Annotated in this window: 17 protein-coding genes, 2 tRNA genes and 1 pseudogene; 16 read left to right on the forward strand and 4 right to left on the reverse strand. The window is 64.4% G+C overall.

Going from position 1 to position 26,979, the window contains the following annotated elements:
* The first annotated feature begins 7 nt into the window (after positions 1–7).
* Positions 8–811 carry a crotonase/enoyl-CoA hydratase family protein gene (locus NFH97_RS13050; RefSeq protein ID WP_045992008.1) on the forward strand — a complete coding sequence of 268 codons (804 nt, stop codon included), beginning with the start codon at positions 8–10 and terminating at the stop codon, positions 809–811.
* Positions 812–901: 90 nt separating this feature from the next.
* On the opposite strand, the gene NFH97_RS13055 is transcribed toward NFH97_RS13050, so the two are convergent.
* The gene (locus tag NFH97_RS13055) at positions 902–3,973 is read right to left on the reverse strand and encodes an efflux RND transporter permease subunit (protein ID WP_349624919.1); all 3,072 of its coding nucleotides are present in this window, start codon (positions 3,971–3,973) and stop codon (positions 902–904) included.
* A gap of 3 nt (positions 3,974–3,976) precedes the next feature.
* Complete coding sequence (locus NFH97_RS13060; protein WP_124803360.1) at positions 3,977–5,098, reverse strand: efflux RND transporter periplasmic adaptor subunit; 1,122 nt, start codon at positions 5,096–5,098, stop codon at positions 3,977–3,979.
* Positions 5,099–5,327: 229 nt separating this feature from the next.
* On the opposite strand from NFH97_RS13060, the gene radD reads away from it, so the two are divergent.
* The 7 genes from radD (at position 5,328) to nadA (ending at position 12,109) form a co-directional block, all read left to right on the forward strand.
* On the forward strand, positions 5,328–7,169 hold the full coding sequence (gene radD / locus NFH97_RS13065; RefSeq protein WP_349624920.1) for a DNA repair helicase RadD: 1,842 nt from the start codon (positions 5,328–5,330) through the stop codon (positions 7,167–7,169).
* A 271-nt stretch (positions 7,170–7,440) separates the two neighbouring features.
* Positions 7,441–8,505: a segregation and condensation protein A gene (locus tag NFH97_RS13070; protein WP_349625502.1), complete on the forward strand. Its 1,065-nt coding sequence runs from the start codon at positions 7,441–7,443 to the stop codon at positions 8,503–8,505.
* Entirely contained in the window at positions 8,502–9,479 is a 978-nt protein-coding gene (scpB, locus tag NFH97_RS13075) for an SMC-Scp complex subunit ScpB (protein ID WP_349624921.1), read from the forward strand. The genes NFH97_RS13070 and scpB overlap by 4 nt, the downstream gene beginning before the upstream one ends.
* Positions 9,476–10,345: a 23S rRNA pseudouridine(2605) synthase RluB gene (rluB, locus tag NFH97_RS13080; RefSeq protein WP_045991996.1), complete on the forward strand. Its 870-nt coding sequence runs from the start codon at positions 9,476–9,478 to the stop codon at positions 10,343–10,345. The genes scpB and rluB overlap by 4 nt, the downstream gene beginning before the upstream one ends.
* A gap of 69 nt (positions 10,346–10,414) precedes the next feature.
* A tRNA-Lys gene (locus NFH97_RS13085) sits at positions 10,415–10,490 on the forward strand.
* A 41-nt stretch (positions 10,491–10,531) separates the two neighbouring features.
* A tRNA-Lys gene (locus NFH97_RS13090) sits at positions 10,532–10,607 on the forward strand.
* A 473-nt stretch (positions 10,608–11,080) separates the two neighbouring features.
* Positions 11,081–12,109, forward strand: coding sequence for a quinolinate synthase NadA (gene nadA / locus NFH97_RS13095; protein ID WP_045992009.1), 1,029 nt, complete (start codon positions 11,081–11,083; stop codon positions 12,107–12,109).
* 189 nt (positions 12,110–12,298) lie between these two features.
* Here nadA and NFH97_RS13100 read toward each other — a convergent pair whose 3' ends face one another.
* A complete protein-coding gene (locus NFH97_RS13100) occupies positions 12,299–13,861 on the reverse strand; it encodes a M48 family metalloprotease (protein ID WP_231498604.1) in 1,563 nt (520 codons plus the stop codon).
* 147 nt (positions 13,862–14,008) lie between these two features.
* On the opposite strand from NFH97_RS13100, the gene NFH97_RS13105 reads away from it, so the two are divergent.
* Together NFH97_RS13105 and NFH97_RS13110 are read left to right on the forward strand one after the other, a co-directional pair.
* The gene (locus NFH97_RS13105) at positions 14,009–14,251 is read left to right on the forward strand and encodes a sulfurtransferase TusA family protein (RefSeq protein WP_045991997.1); all 243 of its coding nucleotides are present in this window, start codon (positions 14,009–14,011) and stop codon (positions 14,249–14,251) included.
* Positions 14,248–15,375, forward strand: coding sequence for an AI-2E family transporter (locus NFH97_RS13110; protein ID WP_108449972.1), 1,128 nt, complete (start codon positions 14,248–14,250; stop codon positions 15,373–15,375). Before NFH97_RS13105 ends, NFH97_RS13110 begins: the two co-directional genes overlap by 4 nt.
* Positions 15,376–15,469: 94 nt before the next feature.
* Here the strand turns inward: NFH97_RS13110 and NFH97_RS13115 are convergent, their stop codons facing one another.
* Positions 15,470–15,946, reverse strand: a complete 477-nt coding sequence (locus NFH97_RS13115) for a peroxiredoxin (protein WP_349624922.1) — start codon at positions 15,944–15,946, stop codon at positions 15,470–15,472.
* A 213-nt stretch (positions 15,947–16,159) separates the two neighbouring features.
* Here NFH97_RS13115 and dapA point away from each other — a divergent pair, with 213 nt between their 5' ends.
* The 6 genes and pseudogenes from dapA (at position 16,160) to NFH97_RS13140 (ending at position 26,942) form a co-directional block, all read left to right on the forward strand.
* On the forward strand, positions 16,160–17,044 hold the full coding sequence (gene dapA / locus NFH97_RS13120; protein WP_045992000.1) for a 4-hydroxy-tetrahydrodipicolinate synthase: 885 nt from the start codon (positions 16,160–16,162) through the stop codon (positions 17,042–17,044).
* A gap of 60 nt (positions 17,045–17,104) precedes the next feature.
* Complete coding sequence (locus NFH97_RS13125) at positions 17,105–18,070, forward strand: lipoprotein-34 (protein WP_162816537.1); 966 nt, start codon at positions 17,105–17,107, stop codon at positions 18,068–18,070.
* Positions 18,070–18,867, forward strand: a complete 798-nt coding sequence (locus tag NFH97_RS13130) for an MBL fold metallo-hydrolase (RefSeq protein WP_045992002.1) — start codon at positions 18,070–18,072, stop codon at positions 18,865–18,867. The genes NFH97_RS13125 and NFH97_RS13130 overlap by 1 nt, the downstream gene beginning before the upstream one ends.
* 56 nt (positions 18,868–18,923) lie before the next feature.
* On the forward strand, positions 18,924–19,637 hold the full coding sequence (gene purC, locus NFH97_RS13135; protein WP_045992003.1) for a phosphoribosylaminoimidazolesuccinocarboxamide synthase: 714 nt from the start codon (positions 18,924–18,926) through the stop codon (positions 19,635–19,637).
* A 1,143-nt stretch (positions 19,638–20,780) separates the two neighbouring features.
* A pseudogene (locus NFH97_RS21210) lies at positions 20,781–21,167 on the forward strand (hypothetical protein); the annotation flags it as partial.
* A gap of 351 nt (positions 21,168–21,518) precedes the next feature.
* Positions 21,519–26,942: a beta strand repeat-containing protein gene (locus tag NFH97_RS13140; protein WP_349624923.1), complete on the forward strand. Its 5,424-nt coding sequence runs from the start codon at positions 21,519–21,521 to the stop codon at positions 26,940–26,942.
* Positions 26,943–26,979 lie beyond the last annotated feature (37 nt).

Genomic DNA, 26,979 nt, shown 5'->3' on the forward strand with positions numbered 1-26,979 from the left:
AGCTTCCATGTCCTCATCCACCCAGCGCAGTTTTCATGACCGCTTGAGCGTTTCCCTGATCGACCATGTGGCACGGGTTCACCTCGAGCGGCCCGATCGCCACAACGCCATGGATCCGCCGATGATCGACGCCCTGCTCGAGGTTCAGCGCTGGCTCGGCGAGCGGGTGGGCCTGCGCGCCGTGGTGCTTACCGGCGAGGGCGAGAGCTTCTGTTCGGGACTGGACGTGGCCTCGGTGGTGGCAAGCCCCGAGCGCGTGGCCTGGCTGCTGACGCCGGACGCCAGTGGGGTCAATCCGGCCCAGCGCCTGGCGCTTGGCTGGCGTGACCTGGGGGCGCCGGTGGTAGCGGCGCTGCATGGTCACGTCTTTGGCGCCGGCCTGCAGATGGCGCTGGGTGCCGACCTGCGTATCGTTCACCCGGAGGCGACGCTGGCGCTGCCGGAGATCGAGTGGGGGTTGATGTCGGATATGGCGGTCAGCGTCACCGCCGCCGCGCTGCGCCAGGACGTGATTCAGGATCTGATGCTGACCGGCCGCCATCTGGCCGGCGACGAGGCCATGGTGCTGGGGCTGGCCTCGCGGCTGGACGAGGACCCGCGCGAGGCGGCCTTGGAGCTCGCCGTGTCCATGGCCCGGCGCTCGCCCAAGGCGGTGGCCGCGGCGCGTCGGCTGTGGCGAGAGGCGCCACGCCTGGATGAGCGCGGACGCTTGGCCATGGAGGCCGAACTGCAGCGCAACCTGCTGGCCGGGCGCGAGCAGCGAGAAGCGACCCGGGCACGCCTGGACGGGCGCCCACCGCGCTTCGATTGAGCGCCGGCGGCCTATGCCGCAAGCCAACGACAAGGCCCTCGCGGGTATCGCCCGCGAGGGCCTTGTCTTGCAGTCACCTTCCGATAGGGGTCAGGTTCCGGTAGGCCCCTCGACTGGCGACGGAGGATGGATACGGAACAGGGTGGCGTAGATCACCGGCAGGATTACCAGGGTCAGCAGGGTGGCCGCACCCAGACCGAACACGATGACCACCGCCATGGAGGCGAAGAAGGCGTCGCCGAACAGCGGGATCATGCCCAGCATGGTGGTGATCGCCGCCATGGATACCGGCCGTACCCGACTGATGGCGGCGGCCATCACCGCATCGAAGGGCGCCTCGTACAGCGGCATCTGGATCTTGATCTCCTCGACCAGCACGATGGCGTTCTTGAGCACCATGCCGACCAGGCTCAGGGTGCCGAGCAGCGCCATGAAGGTGAAGGGGGCGTTGAAGGTCAGAAGACCGCCGACGATACCGATCACGGTCAAGGGCACGATGGCCCAGATCGCCAGCGACTGGCGCAGGTTGCCGAACAGCAGCATGGTCAGGATGAACATGCCGAGGATGCCTAGCGGCAACAGCTTGAACAGCGCCTTCTTGGCGTCACGCGAGGTCTCGTCCTCGCCGCCCCAGCCCAGGTGGTAGCCTTCGGGAAGATCGATGGCCTCGATCTGGGGCTTGAGCCGCGCAAGGATGTTGGCCGCCGTCTCGCCGGACAGCGGTAGCGGCTCGGCGTAGACCGCAAGCATGCGCTGACGGTCGCGACGCTTGATCAGTGGATCATGCAGCTGGGTCTCGAGCGGCCCCAGCACACTGCCGGCGCTGATGTAGGTCTGCTGCTCGGCGCTCCAGACGTTGAGGCTGGCGATGTCGTTGAGGCCGTAGCGCTCTTGCCGTTCATCGCGCAGCACGATGGGGATCAGGTCGGAGCCCTCGCGGTAGACGCCGGCCATCTGGCCGTCGTTGTGGATCAGCAACGCCTGGTGCAGCGCCTGGCGGGTGACGCCGACGCGCCGCGCCTGCTGCTCGAGAAACTCAGGCGTCAGCTCCTCCACCCGATTGCCCCAGGACAGGCGGATGCTGTCGACGAAGGGCTCGGCGCGGAACACCTCGCTGACCTCGGTGGCGAGCTTGCGCAGGGTGTCCGGGTCCGGGCCGTACAGGCGCGCCTCCAGGCTGGCCTTGGCCGCAGGACCGACCTGCAGCGCCTGGACCTTGTACTGCACCTCGGGATAGTCATCGCGCAGCAGGGTGATGATCTCGGCCATACGGCTTGCTCGGCTGTCGAGATCCTCGGTCTCCACGATCAGCTGGCTATAGCTCGCGTAGCGGTCCTCGGGTGAGTAGGTCAGGGTGAAGCGCTGGGCGCCGCCGCCGATCACGCTGGTCACGTGGGTGACCTGGTCCATCGTCGCCACCTGGGCCTCCAGGCGCGAGGCCACCCGCTCGCTCTCGAGAATGTCGGTGCCCTCCGGCATCCACACATCGACGAAGAACAGCGGTGTGGTGGAATCCGGGAAGAAGGCGTTCTTGATGTTGGAGGACAGCGCGAAGGCGCCGACCAGAAGGCCCACGCAGACCGCGATGGTCAGCCAGCGAAAGCGAATGCCCTTGTCGACCAGCCAGCCGAACAGCTGGAAGATCACTCCCTTGTAGGGATCCTCGTGACTGTCGCTGTCGCCGATCTCACGATCCTTGAAGAAGATGTCGAAGAAGAAGGGGGTCAGCGTCAGGGCGGTGATCCAGCTCAGCAGCAGTGAATAGAACAGCACCCAGAACAGCGAGCCCACCAGTTCGCCGGTGGCGTCCGGCGACAGGCCGATGGGGGCGAAGGCGGTGATGGCGATGGCGGTGGCGCCGAGCAGTGGCAGCCAGTTCTGGCCGGCCACCTCCTTGGCTGCCTCGAGCTTGCTCTTGCCCTTGCCAAGGCCGATCAGCATGCCCTCGGTGACCACGATGGCGTTGTCCACCAGCATGCCCAGGGCAATGATCAGGGCCCCCAGCGAGACCTTCTGCAACTGCAGGCCGTGGGCGGCCATCAGCATCAGCGTGCCGAGGATGGTGATCGACAGGATCAGCCCCATCAGAAGGCCGGAGCGCAGGCCCATGAACACCAGCAGCACCACGATGACGATGCCCACCGACTCCATCAGGTTGATGACGAAGCCGGACACCGCCTCCTTGACCACCTGGGGCTGGTGGTAGACCGGGGTCAGCTGCATGCCCAGAGGCAGGCGGGATTCCAGTTCGGCCAGGCGGGCGTCCACCGCCTCTCCGACCTTGACCACGTTGACCCCGGACACGAACGACAGGCCAAGCGAGATCGCCGGCTTGCCGTCGGCATGGTAGAGCTGGCCGGGACGGTCGGTGAGCGCGCGCGTCACCGTGGCGATGTCGCCCAGGTGCACCGGGTTGGCGCCGGGGCGACCGACGATCAGGTCCTCCAGCGCCTCGACGCTTCTGAATTCGCCGCTGGGCTGCAACGAGATGATCTTGCCGTGTCGACGCACGCTGCCGGCGTCGGCTACCGCGTTCTGGGCGTTGAGCAGGCCGATCAGCGCATCCGGGGGAATGTTCAGAGCCTGCATGCGCTCGCGGTTGAGCGAGATGGTCACCTGCTCCGGGCGATCACCGGCGATCACCACCTTCTTGACGCCTTCGATCAGGCGCAGTTCGCGCTGCAGGAAGTCGGCCTGATTCTTCAGGTCGTAAAGGCTGTAGTCATCGCCGGACAGGTTGAACAGCAGACCGTAGACGTCGCTGAAGTCGTCCACCACCAGCGACTCCGAGGTGCCGGGGGGCAGGCCCGCCTGGGCATCGCCGATCTTGCGCCGAAGCAGGTCCCAGTACTGGGGCAGGGCCGTGCCCTGGACGTCGGTGTCGAGCTCCACGGTGATCTGGGAGAGCCCGGCGCTGTTCACCGAGCTGACCCGCTTGAGGTTGGGGATCTCCTGGATCGCCTTCTCCAGGCGCAGCGTCACCTCTTCCTCGACCTGCTGCGGGTTGGCGCCGGGGTAGGCGGTGCTGACCAGCGCCATGCGGATGGTGAAGTCGGGAAACTCCAGCTGCCCCAGGCCCAGAAAGGAGACGATACCGCCCACCGACAGCAGGATCGTGACCATCCAGCTGATGGTCTTGTTGCGCAGAAAATAGCCGACCATGACCTAGAGCCCCTCTTCCTGGGTCCAGGCGGTGACGCGAAGACCTTGGCGCATCAGATGGGCGCCGGCGCCGACCAGTCGGTCGCCGGCCGCCAGGTCGCCGGCGATGAAGATGCCGTCGTCGCTGGCGGTGCGGACCTCTACCGGTACCGCTTCCACCTTGCCCGAGGCTTCGTCGTCGGCGATATAGCGCCACACCACCGTGGCCTCGGGGTCGTCCTCCAGCGTGACCACGGTGCCCAGCGGCACCCGCCACAGGCCGTCGCTTTCGCCGGTCAGGGCGTTGAGGTCCATCGATACCACGGCGCTCATGCCGGCCAGCACGTAGACGTCGTCCGGCGTCGGCAGGGTCAGGGTGACGGTGTAGCTGAGGGTGCCGCTGGAGGCGCGGGTATCGTGCTCCTTGTAGCGCGCGGGGAAACGACGCTCGTCATCGCCGAAGCGCACCCAGGCAACGCTGTCGGCCTTCTCGAGGGCGGCACGCACGCGTTCCAGATCGAGCTGGCGGATCTGCTGTTCGGGCAGGTCGAAGGTCACGTCGATATTGCCGGGCTGCTGCAGCACCGCGATGGTCTGCTGGGGGGCCACCACCTGGAAATTGTCCACCGGCACGCTGGCGATGACGCCGTCGAAGGGCGCCTTCAGCTCGGTGTAGCCGAGCTGATCCTTGGCCAGGTCGAACTGGGCCTGGGCCGACAGGAAGGCCGCCCGGGCTTCATCGAAGGCGGCGCGGCTGATGGCGCCTTTTTCCAGCGATATCTGCATGCGGCGGTAGGTCGCCAGCGCCAGGTCGTAGCTCGACTGGGCGTTGGACAAGGCGTTGCGGGCGTCGCGGTCGTCGAGCAGGGCGATACGCTCGCCACTGGTCACCGCCTGGCCGGCCTGGACGTTCAACTCCTTGAGTTCCCCGCCGATGCGAAAGGCCAGGTCGGTGCGTTCGGAGGCCTCGACCACACCGGGGTACCGAGTCAGGGACCGATTGCCCATCTCGTCCAGGGTAAGCAGCTTGACCGGGCGGGTGACCTGCTTGGCCAAGGGCGGATCTCCCTCGGAGCAGCCCTGCAGCAGGGGCAGACCGGCAAAGACGAGCAGGGAGGCCATCTGACAGAGTTGGCGAAGCGACATGGCTGAGTCCTTGAAGACGGAGCCGCTTGACGTGCGGCGTGACTCGCCGAGGCCGGTGCCCCAGGGCTGCCCGGAGGGTGGGGGAGGGGCAGGCCCTGTTGTGGAGCATCGAGCGCTTGGCGTAGAGTGCGTCGGTTCGACGCGCAGGCGCCTATGCTACTGGCGCCGAGTGCACGCTGATGTGCCCTGGATCAATATTTGCCGAACCCTGCAGAGTAAAGGCGTCGTCATGTCCCAGACCGAGTCCCGGCTCCCGCCATCGTCGCCTCCCGCCTCCGTCAGGCCAGAACTGCGGCCCTATCAGCACGAGGCGGTGAAACGCGTCATTGGTCACTTTCGTCAGTCCGACGAGCCCGCGGTGGTGGTGTTGCCCACCGGCAGCGGCAAGTCACTGGTCATCGCCGAACTGGCCCGCCTGGCCCGGGGGCGGGTACTGGTGCTGGCCCACGTGCGTGAGCTGGTCGAGCAGAATCATGCCAAGTACCTGGCCTACGGCCTCGAGGCGGACATCTTCAGCGCCGGACTCGGGCGCAAGGAGAGCGCTCGCCAGGTGGTGTTCGGCTCGGTGCAGTCGGTGGTCCGCCACCTGGACGCGGTAAGTGACGAGCAGAACGCCCATGGCCCCTTCACCCTGCTGGTGATCGACGAGTGTCACCGGGTATCGCTGGACGCGGACTCCTCCTATCGGCGGGTCATCGACCATCTGCGTTCTCGCAATCCCTCGCTCAAGGTGCTGGGATTGACCGCGACTCCGTATCGGCTGGGCCAGGGCTTCATCTACCACCGCCACCACCACGGCATGGTGCGCGGTGACGCGGACAGCTTCTTTGGCGACTGCGTGTTCGAGCAGCCGCTGCGGCTGATGGTGCGCCAGGGCTACCTGGCAAGCCCGCTCAAGGTGGATGCGGCGGTGGCCCGCTACGACTTCTCGCAACTGTCGCCGGGGACCGGCGGGCTATATCGCGAGGAAGATCTCAATCGCGTGGTGGCCGGGCACCGGGCCACGCCGGGCATCATCGCCGAGGTGATCGAGCGGGCGCGGGAGTGCGAGGGTGTCATGCTGTTTGCGGCAAGCGTGGCCCACGCCGAGGAGATCCTCGGCTATCTGCCGGCACAAGCCTCGGCACTGATCACCGGCGATACCGACAGCGACGAGCGCACCCGGCTGATCGAGGACTTCAAGGCGAAACGGCTCAAGTACCTGGTCAACGTCTCGGTGCTGACCACCGGTTTCGATGCGCCCCATGTGGACCTGATCGCGATCCTCAGGCCTACCGAGTCCGTCGGCCTGTACCAGCAGATCGTCGGGCGAGGGCTCAGGCTCTCGCCCGGCAAGCGCGACTGTCTGATCCTCGACTACGCCGGCAATCCCTGGGACCTGTATGCGCCGGAGGTGGGCAGTCCGCGGCCGGACAGCGACAGCGAGCCGGTGCAGGTGCCCTGTCCACTGTGTGGCCACGCCAACCTGTTCTGGGGCAAGCGCGACGGCGAGCTGGTGATCGAACACTTCGGCCGTCGCTGCCAGGGCCTGGTCGACGCCGAAGGCAGGGCGCTGGCCGCCGCCGAGCCAGGGGCGCGCCAGTGCGATTTTCGTTTTCGCTTCAAGACCTGCGGCGACTGTGGCGCCGAGAACGATATCGCCGCCCGACGCTGCCATGGGTGCCAGACGCTGCTGGTGGACGCCGATGACAAGCTGCGCGAGGCCTTGAAGCTCAAGGACGCCAGGGTGCTGCGGGTCAGCGGCATGCTGCTCGAGTCCACCGTCAATGGGCGGGGGCTGCCGCGGCTCAAGGTCACCTACCATGATGAGGACGGCGCCACCCTGGCCGAGTGGTTCGCACTGGAGACGCCCGCCCAGCGGCGGGCCTTCGAGGCGGTGTTTCTGCGTGATCACGCCCGGGCGCCCGGTGTGCCCTGGTCGCCGACGTCACCCGATCAGGTATGTCGCGAGCAGCAAAGGCTCAGGGCCCCGGATTTCGTGGTCGGGCGCAAGGTGGGGCGTCACTGGCAGGTGCGTGAAAAGCTGTTCGACTATCGCGGCCGCTATCGCACCGCCGACAGCGCCGACTGAAGCGCCGCCTGAAGTGCCGACTGAAGTGCCGACTGAAGTGCCGACTGAAGTGCCGACCGGGCCTCGCTGATTTAGCCAGATCGCGCGGAGCTTGATAGACTGGGGGATTGGTGGCGCCTCGGTCCAAGCGGCCGCATCCTCCCTTGTTCATCGTAACCACTACCATGGCAACCCAGGTCCCCCACGCGTGAGCGACTCGCCGACGACACAACAACCCCAGGGTGGGACTGACGAGGAAGGTGCAGCGACTCGGCCTGACACCGAGGGCGATTTGCAGGCCCAGGCCGGTGCTGCCCCTCACGCCGAGGTCGAAGCCCACGCCCAGGTGCTGGGACGCCTGTTCGATGAGCCGATCACCGAGCTGCCCGAGGATCTGTACATTCCCCCGGAGGCGCTCAGGGTCTTTCTCGAGACCTTCGAGGGACCGCTTGACCTGCTGCTCTATCTGATTCGCCGGCAGAATCTGGATATCCTGTCGATCAATGTGGCCGCCATCACCCACCAGTACATCGAGTACGTGGAACTGATGAAGGCCATGGAAATCGAACTGGCCGGCGAGTACCTGCTGATGGCGGCGATGCTGGCCGAGATCAAGTCGCGCACCCTGCTGCCGCGTCCGCCCAGAAGCGAAGACGGTGACGAGGATGAAGACCCCCGCGCCGAGCTGATTCGCCGCCTGCAGGAGTACGAGCGGCTGAAGCTCGCCGCCGAGGCCCTGGCGGAGTTGCCCCGGGTTGGACGTGACTGGTTTCCTGCCCGGGCGGCGCTGCCCCCGGTGGAGGCCCGGGTCATCCATCCGGACGTCGAGCTCGATGAATTGCTTGGCGCACTGGCCGGCATTCTGCGCCGGGCCGAACTCAACCAGGCCCACCAGATCGAAAGTGAAGTACTGTCGACCCGGGAGCGCATGCTGGCGATCATGGAGCGCCTGACCCATGAGCACTACACCCCCTTCGAGGCGTTGTTCTCGCTTGATGAGGGCAGGGCCGGGGTGGTGGTGACCTTCATGGCGATCCTGGAGCTGGCCAAGGAGGCGATGATCGAAATCGTCCAGAATGCGCCGATGTCACCGATCCACGTCAGGGCGCGGTTGGCCGAGGACGGCGACGAAGATCCGTACGAAGGGCTCGAGGACGAGGGCGAGAGCGCCTTCGACGACGAAACCTTCGGCGATACCTTCGGTGATGCCTTGGATGATGCCTTGGATGATAGTGCCGCTGAGGACAGCGCTATAGACGACGAGGCGGGCGACGACAGCGCCTTCGATGATGCCGGTGAACCGGATGGGCGTATCGGTCAGTCGGTTGACAAGACACAGGGAGATGAGCCCGCATGAGCGTGATGGAGACGCCCGATGCGTTGGACGACATCGTAGAGGCGGCGCTGCTGGCCGCCGGCCAACCGCTGGCGCTGGACCGCCTCGAACAGCTGTTCGATGAACACGAGCGCCCGCCGCGACGGGCGCTCAAGGAAGCGCTGGAGCGATTGTCCGAGCGTCACCTGAGAGGCGCCATGGAGCTGATCGAGACCGCCTCCGGGTACCAGCTGCGCATTCGCCCGCGGCTGGCCAACTGGGTCGCCCGGTTGTGGGATGAACGCCCCCAGCGCTATTCCCGGGCGTTGCTGGAGACGCTGGCGCTGATCGCCTATCGTCAGCCGGTGACCCGGGGCGATATCGAGGAGGTCCGCGGGGTCACGGTGAGTGGCTCGATCATGCGCACCCTGCTCGATCGTGGCTGGATTCGCGTGGTAGGGCACCGAGACGTGCCGGGACGGCCGGCGGTGTTCGCCACCACCCGTGGCTTTCTGGACGATTTCGGTCTCAAGACCCTCGACGAACTTCCACCGATGCACGAGCTCAAGCAGTTCGAGCAGTTCGACACCGAGGACGAGCCACCGCCTCCGCCCTCGGCGCTGCTGGCCCAGGCCGACGAGCCGCTGGACGACGATGGTGAGACCGCCGAGGGTGAAACTGCCGAGGGTGAACCCGCTGAAGATGGAAGCGCTGAAGTTGGCAGCGCTGAAGCTGCAACCGAAAGAGGCGAGACCGAGGAAGGCGAGGCTGTATCGCCCGATAAGGATGAAGTGACGGCTTCCCGCGAGGAAGCCGAGACGACGGCGGGCCAAGCGCCCGACGTCAATGAACCGACGGCCGGGACGGCCGACGACAAGCACGCCGGGATGGCGTCCGAACGGGCTCGCCTGAGCTTTGCCGATCTGGAAGCCAGGCTGTCCGAACGCGCCCGGGGCCGCGTCGATGATGACGCTGCCTCGGGGGTGGAACCCACAGAGAGTGAGAACGACGAATGACGACCACCAGCGAAAAACTGCAGAAGGTGCTGGCGCGTGCCGGCCTGGGATCCCGCCGGGAGATGGAGGCCGCCATCGCCGATGGCCGGGTCAAGGTCAACGGCAGCGTGGCGACCCTGGGCGACCGAGTGGAGGCCCGTGACCGGGTCAGTTTCGATGACCGACCGATCACCCTGCGCGCCGCCGACGAGGTGCCAAGGCGGGTGATCATGTACAACAAGCCCGAGGGCGAGCTGTGCACGCGCAAGGATCCAGAGGGGCGGCGTACGGTATTCGACCGCCTGCCGCGCCTCAAGGGCGAGCGCTGGATCGCGATTGGCCGCCTGGACATCAACACCAGCGGGCTGTTGCTGTTCACCACCGACGGCGAGCTGGCCAATCGGCTGATGCATCCTTCCACCGAGATCGAGCGCGAATACGCGGTGCGAGTGATGGGGGAGGTCAAACGTGAGCACGTGGTGGCCATGGTCGAAGGCGTGATGCTCGAGGATGGCCCGGCACGCTTCAGCGACGTCCAGGAGTTCGGTGGCGAGGGCATCAACACCTGGTTCCACGTGGTCATCATGGAAGGCCGTAACCGCGAGGTCAGGCGTCTGTGGGAATCCCAGGGGCTGACCGTCAGTCGCCTCAAGCGGGTCCGCTACGGCAACATCTTCCTCGACAAGCGCGCCAAGGCCGGCGAGTGGACCGAGCTTTCCCAGGACGAGGTCGACGACCTGGCCGGACTGGCGGGACTCGAATCGCGCAAGGTGCCTGAGTTGACGCCGGACGAGAAGAATCGCTGGAGCCGCGACAAGAACAAGCGTCGCCCGGTGCACACGATGAAGCGTGGTGGCAAGCCGGATCGCGGCGACAAGAAGCGCTAAAGATACGGTAATCGAAAAAAACACTTGCGTCGAAAGGGGCATATCCGTAATATCTGCACCCGTTCGGAAGGGTCGTTAGCTCAGTTGGTAGAGCAGTTGGCTTTTAACCAATTGGTCGTAGGTTCGAATCCTACACGACCCACCATCCGAACCTGTGCATGGTCAGGACGATGTCCTGTCATGATCGGGTCGTTAGCTCAGTTGGTAGAGCAGTTGGCTTTTAACCAATTGGTCGTAGGTTCGAATCCTACACGACCCACCAGATTCACGGCCCTCGCTGCTTGCAGCGGGGGCCGTTTTTCGTGTGCGCAGTCCGCGGTTGGAGTCGCCGCCGCAGCCACGACGGCGCTGTCAGCCTGAACAGGCCGTTCCTCAAGCGGCGCGAGTACGCTGCGCCGAGCCGATGCCATCGTGTCGACCGGGAGTCGAGAACAGGTATGCCGCAGGCGCAATCTTGCGCCGATGCCATGCGTGGAGACTCGGCATAACCGTCCGCCTGCGTTAAACTGTCAAGTGACTCGCCGCTGCGATAGACGCATGGGCGAGGGAGAGAACCACCGGCAGCGGGTCTGGAGCGGCAGTGACGCCTTTCCAGCGCCGCATCAGGAGTCGCAGCTGGCGCTATCGGCGCCGGGCTCCACGCTCGAGGGTTCTCCTGGCGTGTCGCCGAACGGAGCGTTCGCGGCACTGTCCCATCAGCAGGGGGATCCCCTGTCGATCACAGTGGTAGACACGATGACGATCATGACTTCTCGCGCCGAGATCAGAGAGCATCTCGCGCGCCCGTACTGCCCTACCCGTATTCCCTCGGAAGACGCTGCGCGCGTCGAAGAGATCAAGCGCCTGCTCAAGGCTCACAATGCCGTACTGGTGGCGCACTACTACACCGATGACGCTATCCAGCAGCTGGCCGAAGAGACCGGCGGCTGTGTCGCCGATTCTCTGGAGATGGCGCGCTTCGGTGCACGCCACGAGGCCGATACGCTGGTGGTGGCCGGCGTGCGCTTCATGGGCGAGACCGCCAAGATCCTGTCACCGGAAAAGCGCGTGCTGATGCCGACCCTGGAGGCCACCTGCTCGCTGGACGTGGGTTGCCCGGAGGACGAGTTCGCGGCCTTCTGCGACGCCCATCCGGATCGCACCGTGGTGGTCTATGCCAACACCTCGGCGGCGGTCAAGGCGCGTGCCGACTGGGTCGTTACCTCCTCCATCGCGGTGGACGTCATCGAGCACCTCAAGGCCAGGGGCGAGAAGATCCTGTGGGCCCCGGACAAGCACCTGGGCGGCTATATCCAGAAGCAGACCGGCGCCGACATGCTGCTGTGGGACGGCGCCTGCATCGTCCACGAGGAGTTCAAGGCCAAGGGGGTCGAGGACCTCAAGTCGGTCTATCCGGACGCCGCCGTACTGGTGCACCCGGAGTCGCCCGAAGCGGTGGTCAGTCTGGCCGACGTCGCCGGTTCCACCTCCCAGTTGATCAAGGCGGCCAAGGAGCTGCCCAACGAGCAGCTGATCGTCGCCACCGATCGCGGCATCTTCTTCAAGATGCAGCAGGCGGTGCCCGACAAGACCCTGTTCGAGGCCCCGACGGCGGGCAATGGCGCGACCTGTCGAAGCTGCGCCCACTGCCCGTGGATGGCGATGAATGCCCTGGACAATCTGGCCGCCGCGCTGCGAGAGGGCAGCGGTGAAATCCAGGTCAGCGACGCCCTGCGGACCCAGGCGCTGAAGCCGCTGACGCGTATGCTGGAGTTTCAGGCCTGAGGCCAGCCGTTACTTTTTTCTGGTGACACCCCGCGCCCACGCCCACGAGCCCACGCCCACGAGAGAGTCTCGTGGGCGCTTTTGTTCCTGGGCCGAGTCGTCTGTGGGCTGGCGGGCCTGAGCGCTGCGTCGCCTGAGCACTGTGTCGCCACTGCGCCGATCGCTGTCGGGCTCAGCGGAACTTCCGGCTCAGCGGAATTTCTCCATGGTCCGCCGGTAGTCGAGGAAGGCGTCTCGACGACGCTGAATGCTTGACCTGGCGTTGAGGTCGCCTTCGCGCTCGGCCATCGCCTCGGCGACCTCCAGCTGGCGAATGGCGCGATCGATCTCACCGGTCAGCTGCAGTTGCTCGGCTCTGGCCAGATGGCCCCAGGCTTCGCGGCCACTGCGCCCGGCGGCTTCCGCCAGCAGCCCGAACACGGTGGGATCCTCGGGACGGCGCTGGGCCAGCTCGTGGAGTTCCCGGTAGGCCGCGTCGGGGTCGCGCTGCAAGAGCGCCTCGCCCAGCAGTTGGCTGGTCGGTGGGTAGCCCGGCATCAGGCGCAACTGACGCCGGGCACGCTCGATGGCCTCGTCGACGCGCCCGCCCTCCAGCGCCACCTGGACGGCGCTGGCGGGCAGCAGGGCGGTATCCGGGTGGGCCCGTGCCAGGCCGTCGAGCGTATTCAGTGCCGAGCCGGTCTGGCCGGCTCGGGCGTCGATCAGCGCCTGCAGATAGCGCTGGGCGTCCGCCGGCGCCTGGTCCTGGCGCATCACCGTCATCGCCTGGCCGGGCGCACGCTCGTGGATCGCCAGCAGTGCCCGGGCACGGATGAACTGGTACTGCAGTTCATCCGGTGCCGAGCCCGTCACCCGGGTCTGGTTGACCCTGGCCTGGGTGTCGCTGATGCGTGATTCGGTGATCGGGTGGGTCAGCAGGAATTCCGGCGGAGTGCCGCCCTGGAGGCTCATCAGGCGTTGCATGGAGCGAAACATGTCGACCATCGCCTGGGGTTCGTAGCCGGCGCTGGCCATGGCCTGCAGGCCGATGCGGTCGGCCTCTTCCTCGTAGCGACGCGAGTAGCGCAGCTGGTCCTGGATCATCGCCGCCTGGCTGCCGGCCAGGGCCGCGATGCCGGCGTCACCGGCGCCACTGGCGGCCAGGATCAGGCCCGCCAGCATGGTGGCCATGGCCGGCACCTGAGTCTGCTCGGCGCGGGCCTTGCTACGGGCATAGTGGCGCTGTGACAGGTGGCCGAGCTCGTGGGCCAGCACCGAGGCCACCTCGGCTTCCTGGTCGGCAAAGGCGAACAGCCCGGTGTTGACGCCGACCACGCCGCCGGGGACGGCGAAGGCGTTCAAGGTCTTGTTGTCGACCAGGGTGATGGTGGTGTTGATGCCTCCCAGGTCGCTGTAGGGCACCAGACGGCCGACCAGTGTCTCCACATAGTGCTGGGCCAGGGGGTCGCGCCATTCCGGCACGTGGGCGCGAAACTGGCGTAGCCAGGCACGTCCAAGGCGGGTTTCCTCGCCGCTGATGGCGTTGCTGCCGGTGGACATCAGCGATGGCAGGTTCAGCTCCCTCGGCTGATCGAGCAGGGTGCCCTGGTCCAGATACTGGGCCTGTGCCGTGGTGGCGTTCAGGCTCAACGCAAGCGTCGACGCCAGGGCCAGGGCCGGCATCGGGCGCCAGCGGCCGCGATGCCAAGGCAATGCCTGACGGCGTGCCCGCGCGGGGCGAGCGGTGACGGCAAACAGCGTGCGCTTGGGCATCGAAATCCTCGTCGATAGCGTTGGAGGGGGTTGCCTTGGGACATTGATTCAGCCGGAAAAGTGCCTTTAAATCGCAAGGGCTCGCCCCTCGGGGCAACGGCGCTGCGATGTGCAGCGATCCGATATCGCATTCTCTCGGGAGAGATCATGGCAGTGCAACCTGACGATGTGCTAGATGCGTGCGGACTTCCGTGTCCGCTGCCGCTGCTCAAGGCGAAGCAGGCGCTGTCGCGCCTGTCGCCTGGGCAGGTGCTGGAGGTCAGGGCCACCGACGCCGGTTCCTGGCGAGACTTTGAAAGCTTTGCCGAGCACAGCGCCCACGTGCTGGAAGGGCGCGAAGAACGCGACAAGGTCTATGTCTACTGGTTGCGCAAGGCGGGTGATGCATGAGTCTGCGTAGCGTATTTCGCGGCTGGGTCGATCACTACTTCTCCGATGAAGAGGCGGTGCTGCTGCTGGTGTTGCTGGTGGTGGGGCTGGCGGTGGTGATCTGGCTCGGCCAGATGCTGGCGCCCTTTCTCACCGCGCTGGTGGTGGCCTTTCTGCTGCAGGGCGCGGTCAATGCCCTGACGCGACGCAAGGTGCCACACCTGGTGGCGGTCATGACGGTCTTTCTGGCCTTTGTCGGGGTGCTGCTGGCGTTGGCGCTGATCCTGCTGCCGCTGATCTGGAACCAGCTCGCCAGCCTGATCCAGGAAGCGCCGCGGATGTTTGCTGCCGGCCAGCAGATGCTGGATGACCTGCAGATGAGCTACCCCCAGCTGATTACTCCGGACCTGGTCCAGGACTGGATCGCCGTGCTCAGCCGCGAGGCGACCCAATTGAGCCAGCGTGCGCTGACGCTGTCGCTGGCGTCGCTCGGCAATGTGCTGGGACTGCTGATCTACCTGGTGCTGGTGCCGATCCTGGTGCTGTTCATGCTCAAGGACCGTGACCGTCTGGTGGGCTTTACCGTGTCGCTTTTGCCGGCCAAGCGTGACCTGATGACCCGGGTGTGGAAGGAGATGGACTGCCAGATCGCCAACTATGTGCGCGGCAAGGCCACCGAGATCGTCATCGTCGGTAGCGTGACCTTCTTCACCTTCGCCTTCTTTGGCCTTCCCTATTCGGCGCTGCTGGCGGTACTGGTGGGTTTTTCGGTGCTGGTGCCCTACATCGGCGCCGCGGTGGCGACACTGCCGGTGGCGGCGGTAGCGGGCTTTCACTTTGGACTGGGGGACCAGTTTCTCTATGTGATCGTCGCCTACGGCGTGATCCAGGCGCTGGACGGCAACGTGCTGGTGCCGGTGCTGTTCTCCGAGGCGGTCAATCTACACCCGGTGTCGATCATCCTGGCGGTGCTGTTCTTCGGCGGCGTCTGGGGCTTCTGGGGGGTGTTCTTCGCGATCCCGCTGGCGACCCTGTTGAAGGCGCTGGTCTACGCCTGGCCTCGCGGGATCAAGGAGCGCAGCATGGCAAGGTTGCCGCCCCACTCTGACGCAGGCACAGGTACAGGGACCGGCACCGACGGCTGAGCCCTGCTCTCGAGGCGAAACACAATGCCCGGCCAATGGCCGGGCATTCGTTCTTTGCCGGGGAGGACGAGGCTTGCATCCGTGGGCCGGCGTGTCAGGACCGGGCGTGCAGTTCGCGGGCGGCTTCCAGCACTTCTTCCACGTGGCCCTTGACCTTGACCTTGCGCCACTCCCTGGCCAGGCGACCTTCGCTGTCGATCAGGAAGGTACTGCGCTCGATACCCAGGTGCTCCTTGCCGTAGAGCTTCTTGAGTTTGATGACGTCGAACAGACCACACACGGCTTCGTCCTTGTCTGATATCAGCTCGAAATTGAAGCCCTGCTTGGCCTTGAAGTTTTCCTGGGCGCGGATGCCGTCACGGGAGACGCCGATGACCAGGGTGTTGGCGTCGTCGAAGTCTGCCTTGTGGTCACGAAAGTCGCCGCCCTCGGTGGTACAGCCGGGGGTGCTGGCCTTGGGGTAGAAGTAGATCACCACCTGGCGACCGCGCAGTTGCGACAGGGTGATGGTGTTGTCGCCGGTGGCGCTGGCGCTGAAGTCGGGGACCGGCTCGCCGATGGACACTGTCATGGTGGCTCCAGAATCGCAAAAATAGGCGTCCGATTACACGCAATGACGCTCTTCATGTAAAGACGCGGCTGTACAGGATATGGCCGCCTGAGTACCATTTGTGCTCTGGTCACGACCACGCTTCCCCGGGTCGCGACCCCCTTGGCCACATTCGTTCACCCCGACCGCCATCGTCAGGGTCGCGGGAGGGCAGACAACAGAGGAACAACGAGGATGATCACGGGCAGTATTGTCGCCTTGGCGACACCGATGAAGGCCAACGGCGATATCGACTGGGAAGTGTTGCGCAAACTGGTGAATTTCCACCTCGACAATGGCACAGACGCCATCGTGGCGGCGGGTACCACCGGTGAGCCCACCACCATGACCTTCGCCGAGCACTTCGACGTGATTCGCAGCGTGGTCGAAGAGGTCAATGGCCGCATTCCCGTCATCGCCGGCACCGGCTCCAACAACACCACCGAGGCGGTGGAGCTGACCCGCTACGCCAAGGAAGTGGGGGCCGACTACTGCCTGACCGTGGCGCCTTACTACAACAAGCCGACCCAGGAAGGTTTGTATCAGCATTTCAAGGTGATCGCCGAGACCAGTGATCTGCCGGTGATCCTGTACAACGTGCCGGGGCGTACCTGTTCGGACATCTACAACGAGACCGTGCTGCGTCTGGCCGAGGTCGACAACATCATCGGCCTCAAGGATGCCACCGGCAATCTGGAGCGCGCCGAGGACCTGATCGAACGCCTCAAGGGCAGCGACTTCATGCTCTACTCCGGCGATGACGCCACCGCCTGCGACTTCATGCTGATGGGCGGTCATGGCGATATCTCGGTGACCGCCAATGTGGCGCCGAAGGCCATGCACGAGTTGTGCGCCGCCGCCGTGGCCGGTGAAAGCGACAAGGCTCACCAGATCAACACCCGGCTTCTGCCCCTGCATACCAACCTGGGCATCGAGGCCAATCCTATCCCCGTCAAGTGGGCGCTCAACCGCATGGGTATCATCGAGCCCGGCATCCGCCTGCCGTTGACCTGGCTGAGCGAGAAGTATCACTCCACCATCAGCGAAGCCCTGCAGCTGGCAGGACTGATCGAGGACTGACGCCTGAACCGTGCCTCCGGTCGTGATGTCGTGGACCCAATTTTCAATCAAGGTGGATGCATGAATTCTGCGCTTAAAGGACTGCCGCTGGCGATGATCGCGGCCCTGACCCTGGCCGGCTGTGCCAAGGACGGTCACTATCACGATCGCAACGAGGATTACGCGGGCGCCCGTCAGGCGGCTCCGCTGACCCTCCCCGGCAGCCGCGACCAGAGCCGCTATCGCGATATCATGCCGGTGCCTCAGGCCCGCGGGGACTTCTACGCCCGCGAGGGGGACTTCGCCGCGCCCTTGCCCCAGACGCTGTCTGCCAGCACCGCGGTGGCCGCCGGTGACGTGGCGGTGCGCGAGACCGACGCCGATCGTTGGCTGGTGGTAGGGGCCGCGCCCGCGGTGGTGTGGCCGGAGCTCGAGCGCTTCGTTGAACAGCGCGGGCTGGAGATCACCCGCAGCGACAGCGCCAGCGGTGTCATCGAGACCTCCGACGCCAGCCTGGTACTGCGCCAGGGCCTCCGGTCGGGCACCAGTGAGGTGCGCTGTGATACCGCGGGCCAGCTCAACCGGCTGTGCCTGAACTCCCTGCAGCGTCACTTTGAGGCGCGTAGCGCCTCGGCCAGCATCGCCTCGGCGTCGGCCCAGCAGGCCCCCGAAGCCGACAGCGTTCGCTTCGAGCCCCGTGGCGATGACTGGGTGATGGTAATGCCCTTCGACATCGAGCGGGCCTACGCCGAGCTCGCCTTCCAGCTCGAGAACAACTTCGAGATGGAAGATCGCCGCGAGCTGGTCTCCGTGGATGAAAGCGGCAAGCGCTTCGTGATCGACTACATCACCGAGAGCGAGCGTACCCGCGGCTTCATCGACTCCTTGACCTCGATGGACCTGCTTGAGTCGATGCAACGCATCGAACTCAGGTTGTCGCCCCAGGGCCAGGAAACCCTGATGGAGGCGCGTAGCGCGGACGACGAGCCGCTTTCCGGCGATGACCAGCGTGAGCTGCTGCAGCGCATGGAGGGCTTGCTGCGCTGATGAGCGTCGGGCATGCCAATGGTTCCCGGGGAGGCTTGCGTTTCGCCTCCCTGGGCAGCGGAAGCAAGGGCAACGCCACCCTGGTCAGCGACGGCGAGTCGATGTTGCTGGTGGACTGCGGTTTCGGTCTCAAGGAGGCAGAACGCCGGCTGGCGCGGTTGGGTGTCCATCCGCGTCAGCTCGATGCCTTGCTGGTCACCCACGAACATGGCGACCATGTGCGTGGCATCGGCCCCCTGGCCCGTCGCTATGACCTGCCGGTACATCTGACCCCGGGCACCTGGCTATCCGGCAAGCTCGGCCGGCTGCCCCGGACCCACTGGATCACTCCTCAGTCGCGCTTTGCCATCAAGGGACTCGACGTCGACGCCATCACGGTGCCCCATGACGCCCGAGAGCCGGTGCAGTTTCGTATCGCCGCAGGTGACAGGAAGCTGGGGCTGCTGACCGACCTGGGCCACCCCAGCGAACACGTGCGCCAGGCCTTCCGTGGCTGCGATGCCCTCGTGCTCGAGTGCAATCATGACGTGCGCATGCTGGCTGAAGGCCCCTATCCGCCCAGTCTCAAGCGCCGTGTCGGCGGACGTTGGGGGCACCTGGCCAATGGCCAGGCTGCGGCGCTGTTGACCGAACTGGGGCTGGATCGGCTGCAGCGTATCGTCTGCTCCCACCTGTCGGAGCATAATAACCGCCCCGAACTCGCTCTGGAGGCATTGACGCCTCTGCTGGATGGCGACGAGACCCGCCTGACCGTGGCTGCCCAGGATGATGGCCTGGATTGGCAAGCGATTCACTGATTCAGGACCCTGGTCCTGCTTGAACCCCTTTTTTTGATTTGCCTGTGGAGGCACCCATGGAAAAGCGCGAAGAACTCTATGCCGGCAAGGCCAAGTCGGTCTATGCCACCGATGACCCGGATCGTCTGATCCTGCACTTTCGTGACGACACCAGCGCCTTCGACGGACGCCGCATGGAGTCGCTCGAGCGCAAGGGTATGGTCAACAACCGCTTCAATGCCTTCATCATGGCCAAGCTGGAAGAGGCCGGCATCCCCACCCACGTGGAAGAGCTGCTGTCGCCCACCGAGTGCGTGGTCAAGAAGCTCGACATGATTCCGGTGGAGTGTGTGGTACGCAACATCGCCGCCGGCAGTCTGGTCAAGCGCCTCGGCGTCAAGGAAGGCGAGCCGCTGACACCGCCGACCTTCGAGCTGTTTCTGAAAAACGACGAGCTCCACGATCCCATGGTCAACGAGTCCCTGGCCGAAAGCTTCGGCTGGGCTAGCGCCGAGCAGTTGGCCGAGATGAAGGCGCTGACCTTCAAGGTCAACGAGGTGCTCAAGCAGCTGTTCGCCGACGGCGGCATGCTGCTGGTGGACTACAAGCTCGAGTTCGGCGTATTCCACGGCAAGATCGTGCTGGGTGACGAATTCTCGCCGGACGGCTGCCGCCTGTGGGACGCCAAGACCCGCGAAAAGCTCGACAAGGATCGCTTCCGCCAGGGGCTGGGCAGCGTCATCGAGTCCTACGAGGAAGTCGGCCGTCGTATCGGCATCGATTTCAGCTGACAGCCGCTTGCCGGCACTGGTCTGCGCTGACTGCCGCAAGGGCATGATGCAACGACGGTGGTGCAAGTGGTGATAACGCCGAAAGCATGTAGAGGATCGCCCGGGTCTGGCCCGGGCGATCTGCTTTTCGCTGCCCACGTCTGTACCGATGCCTGGGCTCCCACGAGTGACTTAAAGTTCCTGGCGCTACGCTGATGTTGGGTACTGGGAAGTGTCGACTCGGATAGGTGTGCGGCAACGTTATTCGCATTCCCGCGAGTCCTGAAACCCCCTGTGCCTGGTGTGGCTGCGTCTAACCGCAGTACAACACCTTCCTTTGTACTGCGTTGTCGGGAAAATTCCTGTTCATTTGACCATTGCTCGTCAGTTTTTGATGGCACCTGGCTATGGCTGGGGGGAAAGATGAATCTCATCAGTGCCCGTACAGCTTCTGAAACGGACCGTCAGTTTTTGTGCTTTATTTGGCGCGCCTTGCGCCAATTACAAGCAAGAAATGATCTGTGTCACGTTTAAAAATGGAAGTGACAGCGCTGCGCGTGTAGATTTTTTTAATCATGTTTCTTTTTGCAAGTTTTGTGTCCGGAAAGTCGGGTTTCTGCACGCTATTGGTTTTTTGATTCGTATTTCTGTTTTCAGGGTTTTTATAAGAGAGTTTTGGGTGGTTGAAGATGGATTTCGGATGAAAGTGAGTGTTTTGGTGGCGCACGAAGATGTCACCTAAGTATTGGTGGCAAGGAGGTCGGAGTGAGTGAATTGGATGGCCGTACTTTTTTGTTCGTTAACTCGCTCAAAACAGCAAGAAGTGGGAAAAAAAACGTTTGTATAACCTGTATCCTGATGTCTCTATCGGCTGTCACGCCTGGGCTGGGGTCGAGTAAAGCGGAGGCTGGCCCCCTCGTTGATGACTGTCCGACGGTGGCAGGTGAGGTCCGCAACATAGCGTCAGAGGAGGCAATGATACCTCTGACGTCACCGACTAAAGATAGATGTGTCATGCCAGGTGAGCCGTCGACGCCTGCCGACAAGCCTGAACAGTTTGTCGTCAATCGTTATCTGGCGCCGGTGGGCATCCAGCCCGCTGCGGGGGCATCTGCCATCCATATAGGCACCGGTGCCGTTGGCGATGGTGATGCCTCTATCGCGATGGGCTACTATGCGACCACGAGTGCGGCGGCAGATTCTGGTATTGCCCTGGGCGATCAGGCTGTTACCAGCGGTTTGGCCGGTGTCTCGATCGGGCGTGGGGCTTATGCGAAAAGCAAGAATGGCGTCGCTATTGGTGGCGGGGCACTGTCTAGCGGCACGGTCGCTCGATTAAACGGCGCACAAGCGATAGGTGTAAACGCCATTGCCATTGGCGGAGACCTGACCGGAGGGTCCGTTGCCAGCGCCACCTCGAGTCTTGCTATTGGCGCAAAGGCGACGTCCACGGCGACCAATGCGACGTCACTTGGGGCCACGGCTAAAGCGACGGGTAGCCACTCCACGGCACTGGGATCAGGCAGTGTTGCCAACGGCGCGAAAAGTGTCAGTGTTGGCCATCTCAACGTTTCCAATGGCGACAATAGCCTTGCATTGGGTGAGAGCAACTCCACATCGACAGGCGCCAAGAACGCGATTGCCATTGGTACTTCCAACAAGATCGAAGGCGCATCGACATATGCGTCTGCGATTGGTCTCAACAATACCGTTAAAGGCAATGCAGTCCGGGTCGTTGGCAATACCAATAACGTGACCAGCGATTTTTCCGGTGTTTTCGGCTCAAGTAACACGCTGTCATCGACTGCTACTGGTGCCAATGTAGTAGGTCTTCAAAATACCGTCGCCGGCGCCGCTACCAATGTAGTGGGAAATTGGTCGAAAGCGAGTGGCAACTACTCCATGGTGCTCGGTGATTCCGGAGAGGCGTCCGCCAGCAACGCCATTGCCATCGGTACCAATGCCAAGGCCAGCGTGGCCAACAGCGTGGCCTTGGGAAACGGCGCCACGACCGAGGCGGTGGTGGGAACCACCCAGGCTACCATCGCGGGCAAGAGCTACAGTTTCGCCGGTGCGGCTCCGACAGGCACTCTGAGCCTTGGCGCGGCGGCAACGACCGATAGCGGGGGCAATGCGGTGGCCAGCGTCGAGCGTACTATTACCCACGTAGCGGCTGGACGGTTAGCTGTCACCAGCACGGATGCCGTCAACGGCAGTCAGCTGAACGCCACCAATCAGGCGCTGGGAGAACTGTCGGAGGGCGTGCAGGCGTTGGGAGATCTGTCAGACGGCGTGGTGGTCTACGACCGTAGCGACGACGGCACGCTCAATGAGGGCAGCATCACCCTGGCCGGTGATGCCGGCACCCGGATCACCAATCTGACCGACGCCACCCTGTCCACCGACAGCACCGATGCGGTCACTGGCCGTCAGTTGAACGCGACTAATGTGCGGGTGACCCAGAACGAAGGCGATATCGCCAATCTCACCACCAACCTGGGGGATATCGCAGCTGACAGCGTCTACTACCAGGCCAAATCCAGCGGTAGTGGCGCCAGTGCCAGCGGCACCGACAGCCTGGCGATGGGGCCGGCGGCGGTGTCCTCGGCAACCAATGGGGTGGCTATCGGCAATGGCGCGAAGGCCAGCGTCGCCAACAGCGTAGCCTTGGGTAACGGTGCCACCACGGAAGCGGCGGTGGCCACTACCACGGCCACCGTGGCCGGTACTGACTACGCCTTGGCCGGCAGCAGCCCGACCGGTACGGTCAGCGTGGGCACCAGCGGCAGCGAGCGCACCATCACCCACGTGGCCGCAGGTCGACTCTCGGCCACCAGTACCGACGCGGTCAACGGCAGCCAGCTCCATGCCACCAACCAGGCCCTTGGGGATCTGGCCGAGGGGGCAGTGGTCTACGACCGCGGCACCGGTGGAACGCTCAATGAGGGCAGCATCACCCTGGCCGGCGATGCCGGCACCCGAATCACCAATCTGACCGACGCCACCCTGTCCACCGACAGCACCGATGCGGTCACCGGTCGTCAGTTGAACGCGACCAATGTGCGGGTGACCCAGAACGAAGGCGATATCACCAATCTCACCACCAACCTGGGGGATCTGTCGGCCGGTGCGGTGGTCTACGACCGTAGCGACGACGGCACGCTCAACGAGGGCAGCATCACCCTGGCCGGTGACGCCGGTACCCGGATCACCAATCTGACCGACGCCACCCTGTCCACCGACAGCACCGATGCGGTCACCGGTCGTCAGTTGAACGCGACCAATGTGCGGGTGACCCAGAACGAAGGTGATATCGCCAATCTCACCAGCAGCCTGGGGGATATCGCAGCCGACAGCATCTACTACCAGGCCAACTCTTCCGCCAGCGGCGCCAGTGCCAGCGGCACCGACAGCCTGGCGATGGGGCCGGCGGCGGTGTCCTCGGCAACCAATGGGGTGGCTATCGGCAATGGCGCGAAGGCCAGCGTCGCCAACAGCGTAGCCTTGGGTAACGGTGCCACCACGGAAGCGGCGGTGGCCACCACCACGGCCACCGTGGCCGGTACTGACTACGCCTTGGCCGGCAGCAGCCCGACCGGTACGGTCAGCGTGGGCACCAGCGGCAGCGAGCGCACCATCACCCACGTGGCAGCAGGTCGACTCTCGGCCACCAGTACCGACGCGGTCAACGGCAGCCAGCTCCATGCCACCAACCAGGCCCTTGGGGATCTGGCCGAGGGCGCAGTGGTCTACGACCGCGGTACCGGTGGCACGCTCAATGAGGGCAGCATCACCCTGGCCGGTGATACCGGAACCCGAATCACCAATCTGACCGACGCCACCCTGTCCACCGACAGCACCGATGCGGTCACCGGTCGTCAGTTGAACGCGACCAATGCTCGAGTCAGTCAGAACGAAGGCGATATCACCAATCTCACCACCAACCTGGGGGATCTGTCGGCCGGTGCGGTGGTCTACGACCGCGGCACCGGTGGCACGCTCAATGAGGGCAATATCACCCTGGCCGGCGATGCCGGTACCCGGATCACCAATCTGACCGACGCCACCCTGTCCACCGACAGCACCGATGCGGTCACCGGCCGTCAGTTGAACGCGACGAATGTGCGCGTGACCCAGAACGAAGGCGATATCGCCAATCTCACCACCAACCTGGGGGATATCGCCGCCGATAGCGCGTACTACCAGGCCAAATCCAGCGGTAGCGGCGCCAGTGCCAGCGGCACCGACAGCCTGGCGATGGGGCCGGCGGCGGTGTCCTCGGCAACCAATGGGGTGGCTATCGGCAATGGCGCGAAGGCCAGCGTCGCCAACAGCGTAGCCTTGGGTAACGGTGCCACCACGGAAGCGGCGGTGGCCACCACCACGGCCACCGTGGCCGGTACTGACTACGCCTTGGCCGGCAGCAGCCCGACCGGTACGGTCAGCGTGGGCACCAGCGGCAGCGAGCGCACCATCACCCACGTGGCAGCAGGTCGACTCTCGGCCACCAGTACCGACGCGGTCAACGGCAGCCAGCTCCATGCCACCAACCAGGCCCTTGGGGATCTGGCCGAGGGCGCAGTGGTCTACGACCGCGGTACCGGTGGCACGCTCAATGAGGGCAGCATCACCCTGGCCGGTGATACCGGAACCCGAATCACCAATCTGACCGACGCCACCCTGTCCACCGACAGCACCGATGCGGTCACCGGTCGTCAGTTGAACGCGACCAATGCTCGAGTCAGTCAGAACGAAGGCGATATCACCAATCTCACCACCAACCTGGGGGATCTGTCGGCCGGTGCGGTGGTCTACGACCGTAGCGACGACGGCACGCTCAATGAGGGCAATATCACCCTGGCCGGCGATGCCGGTACCCGGATCACCAATCTGACCGACGCCACCCTGTCCACCGACAGCACCGATGCGGTCACCGGCCGTCAGTTGAACGCGACCAATGTGCGGGTGACCCAGAACGAAGGCGATATCACCAACCTCACCACCAACCTGGGGAATCTGGCCGAGGGCGCAGTGGTCTACGACCGCGGTACCGGTGGCACGCTCAATGAGGGCAGCATCACCCTGGCCGGTGATACCGGAACCCGAATCACCAATCTGACCGACGCCACCCTGTCCACCGACAGCACCGATGCGGTCACCGGTCGTCAGTTGAACGCGACGAATGTGCGCGTGACCCAGAACGAAGGCGATATCGCCAATCTCACCACCAACCTGGGGGATATCGCCGCCGACAGCATCTACTACCAGGCAAAATCCAGCGGTAGCGGCGCCAGTGCCAGCGGCACCGACAGCCTGGCGATGGGGCCGGCGGCGGTGTCGTCGGCAACCAATGCGGTGTCCATCGGCAATGGCGCTTCAAGCTCGGTGTTTGGCGGCGTGGCACTGGGCAGCGGAGCGATCGCGAACCGCGAGGTGGCGAAGGTTTCCGGCCAGATCGTCGTGGGCAATGCCACCATTCAGTACAACACTTCGGACGCCGATCTAATGGGAGCGGTCTCCGTGGGGCGGGACGGTGAGTATCGCCAGTTGATCAACATCGCCGATGGTATCGAGGATCACGATGCGGTGACCATGCGTCAGCTCAAGGGGGCCGTGGGGTCGCTCTCGGATACGGGATCGCTGTATTTTCATGCCAACGGGGGAGGGGAAGTCGACGCCCTCGCCACCGGCGAAGGCTCCATCGCCATTGGGCCTGATACCACGGTCAATGGCGATGACGCCATCGGTATGGGGGTGAGCGCCAAGGTGGAGATAGGGGCAGCCGGTGCGGTTGCCATTGGCGACCAGAGCCACACCCTGCTGGAAGATGCGATTGCGGTCGGTAGTACGGCAGTGTCCTCGGGCGAGCAGGCGATGGCCCTGGGTGCTGGAGCCAGCGCCAATCAGGCTATGGATGTGGCGCTGGGGGCCCAGTCGACCTCACAGGAGGCAATAGGCACCGAGTCAGGCATTATCTTCGGTGAACAGCATGAATACGCCGGCACAAACCCCATTGCTACCGTCAGCATCGGTGACGAAGGGCAGGAGCGAACCTTGACCCACCTGGCCGCGGGTCGAATCTCCGCTACCAGTACCGATGCGGTCAATGGCAGCCAGCTCCATGCGACCAATATGGCGCTTGAGGAAGTGGTGGCGTATGACCACTTCAACGACGGCAGCGTCGACTGGAACCACGTAACCCTGAAGTCGCCTGGTAGAGCCTTCGGCGGTACCGTGCTCGGTAATATTGCGGATGGGTCGCTTTCCGACACCAGTCTAGAGGCGGTCAACGGCAGTCAGCTCCACGCCACCAATGGTCGTCTCACCAATCTTGAAGGCGATGTCGGTGATATCCAGACGACCCTCGACAGCTTGGGGGGCGGCAGTGGCAACCCGGCCCAGAATGTCGTGCAATATGACCCAGATTCCAACCAGGGAAAGATCACTCTGGCTGGTGCCGACGGTGGTACCGTGATCAGCAATCTGGCCGAAGGCGATATCCATCAAGGCAGTACTGATGCGGTCAATGGTGGTCAGATCTGGGACTTGATGGAGGATATCGGCGACCTGGCACTGAGTGGTCAGGACACCAAGTACTTCCAGGCGAATTCGCAGGGAGACGCTGCCACTACCAGTGCTGCAGACACCGTTGCCATCGGAGGTGGCGCCAAGGCACAAGCTGAAGGAGGTGTTGCACTTGGTGATGGCGCTGTGGCCGATAGAGAAGGCATGAAGGGGGAGGAGGAAGCCTTTTCGCACGTGGCGGTGGAGTCATCCAAGGGAGCTGTTGCGGTCGGCAACGAGGGTGGTGAACGTCAGATCACCCACGTCGCGGGGGGCACCGAGGACACCGATGCGGTCAATGTGCGCCAGCTTGGTGCCGTGCAAGAGGGAGCGGTCAACTACGATCGTAGCGAGGATGGCAGCGTCGACTACCACTCTGTCAGCCTGGGCAATGGCAGTGGCCCCACCCAGTTGCATAACGTGGCTGCCGGTTCGGCACCCACCGACGCGGTCAACATGTCGCAGCTCAATGAACTGAACCGCAAGTTCACTTCCGACTACAACCAACTCGACCACAAGATTGACGAAGTAGAGCGAGATGCCAGTGCGGGGATCGCGGCCCTGGCCGCCATGGGCGATGCACCCTATGTCGCAGGAAAGCTCACCTATCATGTGGGGACTGGCTACTACAACGGAGAATCGGCACTAGGTGTGAGCGTACGACGAACCGCTGATACTGGCCGCTGGAGTGTCGGGATGGGGATTGGCGCCTCCCACGGTGGCCCAACGGTCGGTCTGGGAATCTCCGGGGTCATCGATTGAGACCAGTGGGCAGGTCAAACGAAAACCTGGTCGTTCA

It is taken from the genome of Halomonas sp. SCS19 (assembly GCF_040147015.1).
Lineage (GTDB): Bacteria > Pseudomonadota > Gammaproteobacteria > Pseudomonadales > Halomonadaceae > Halomonas > Halomonas litopenaei.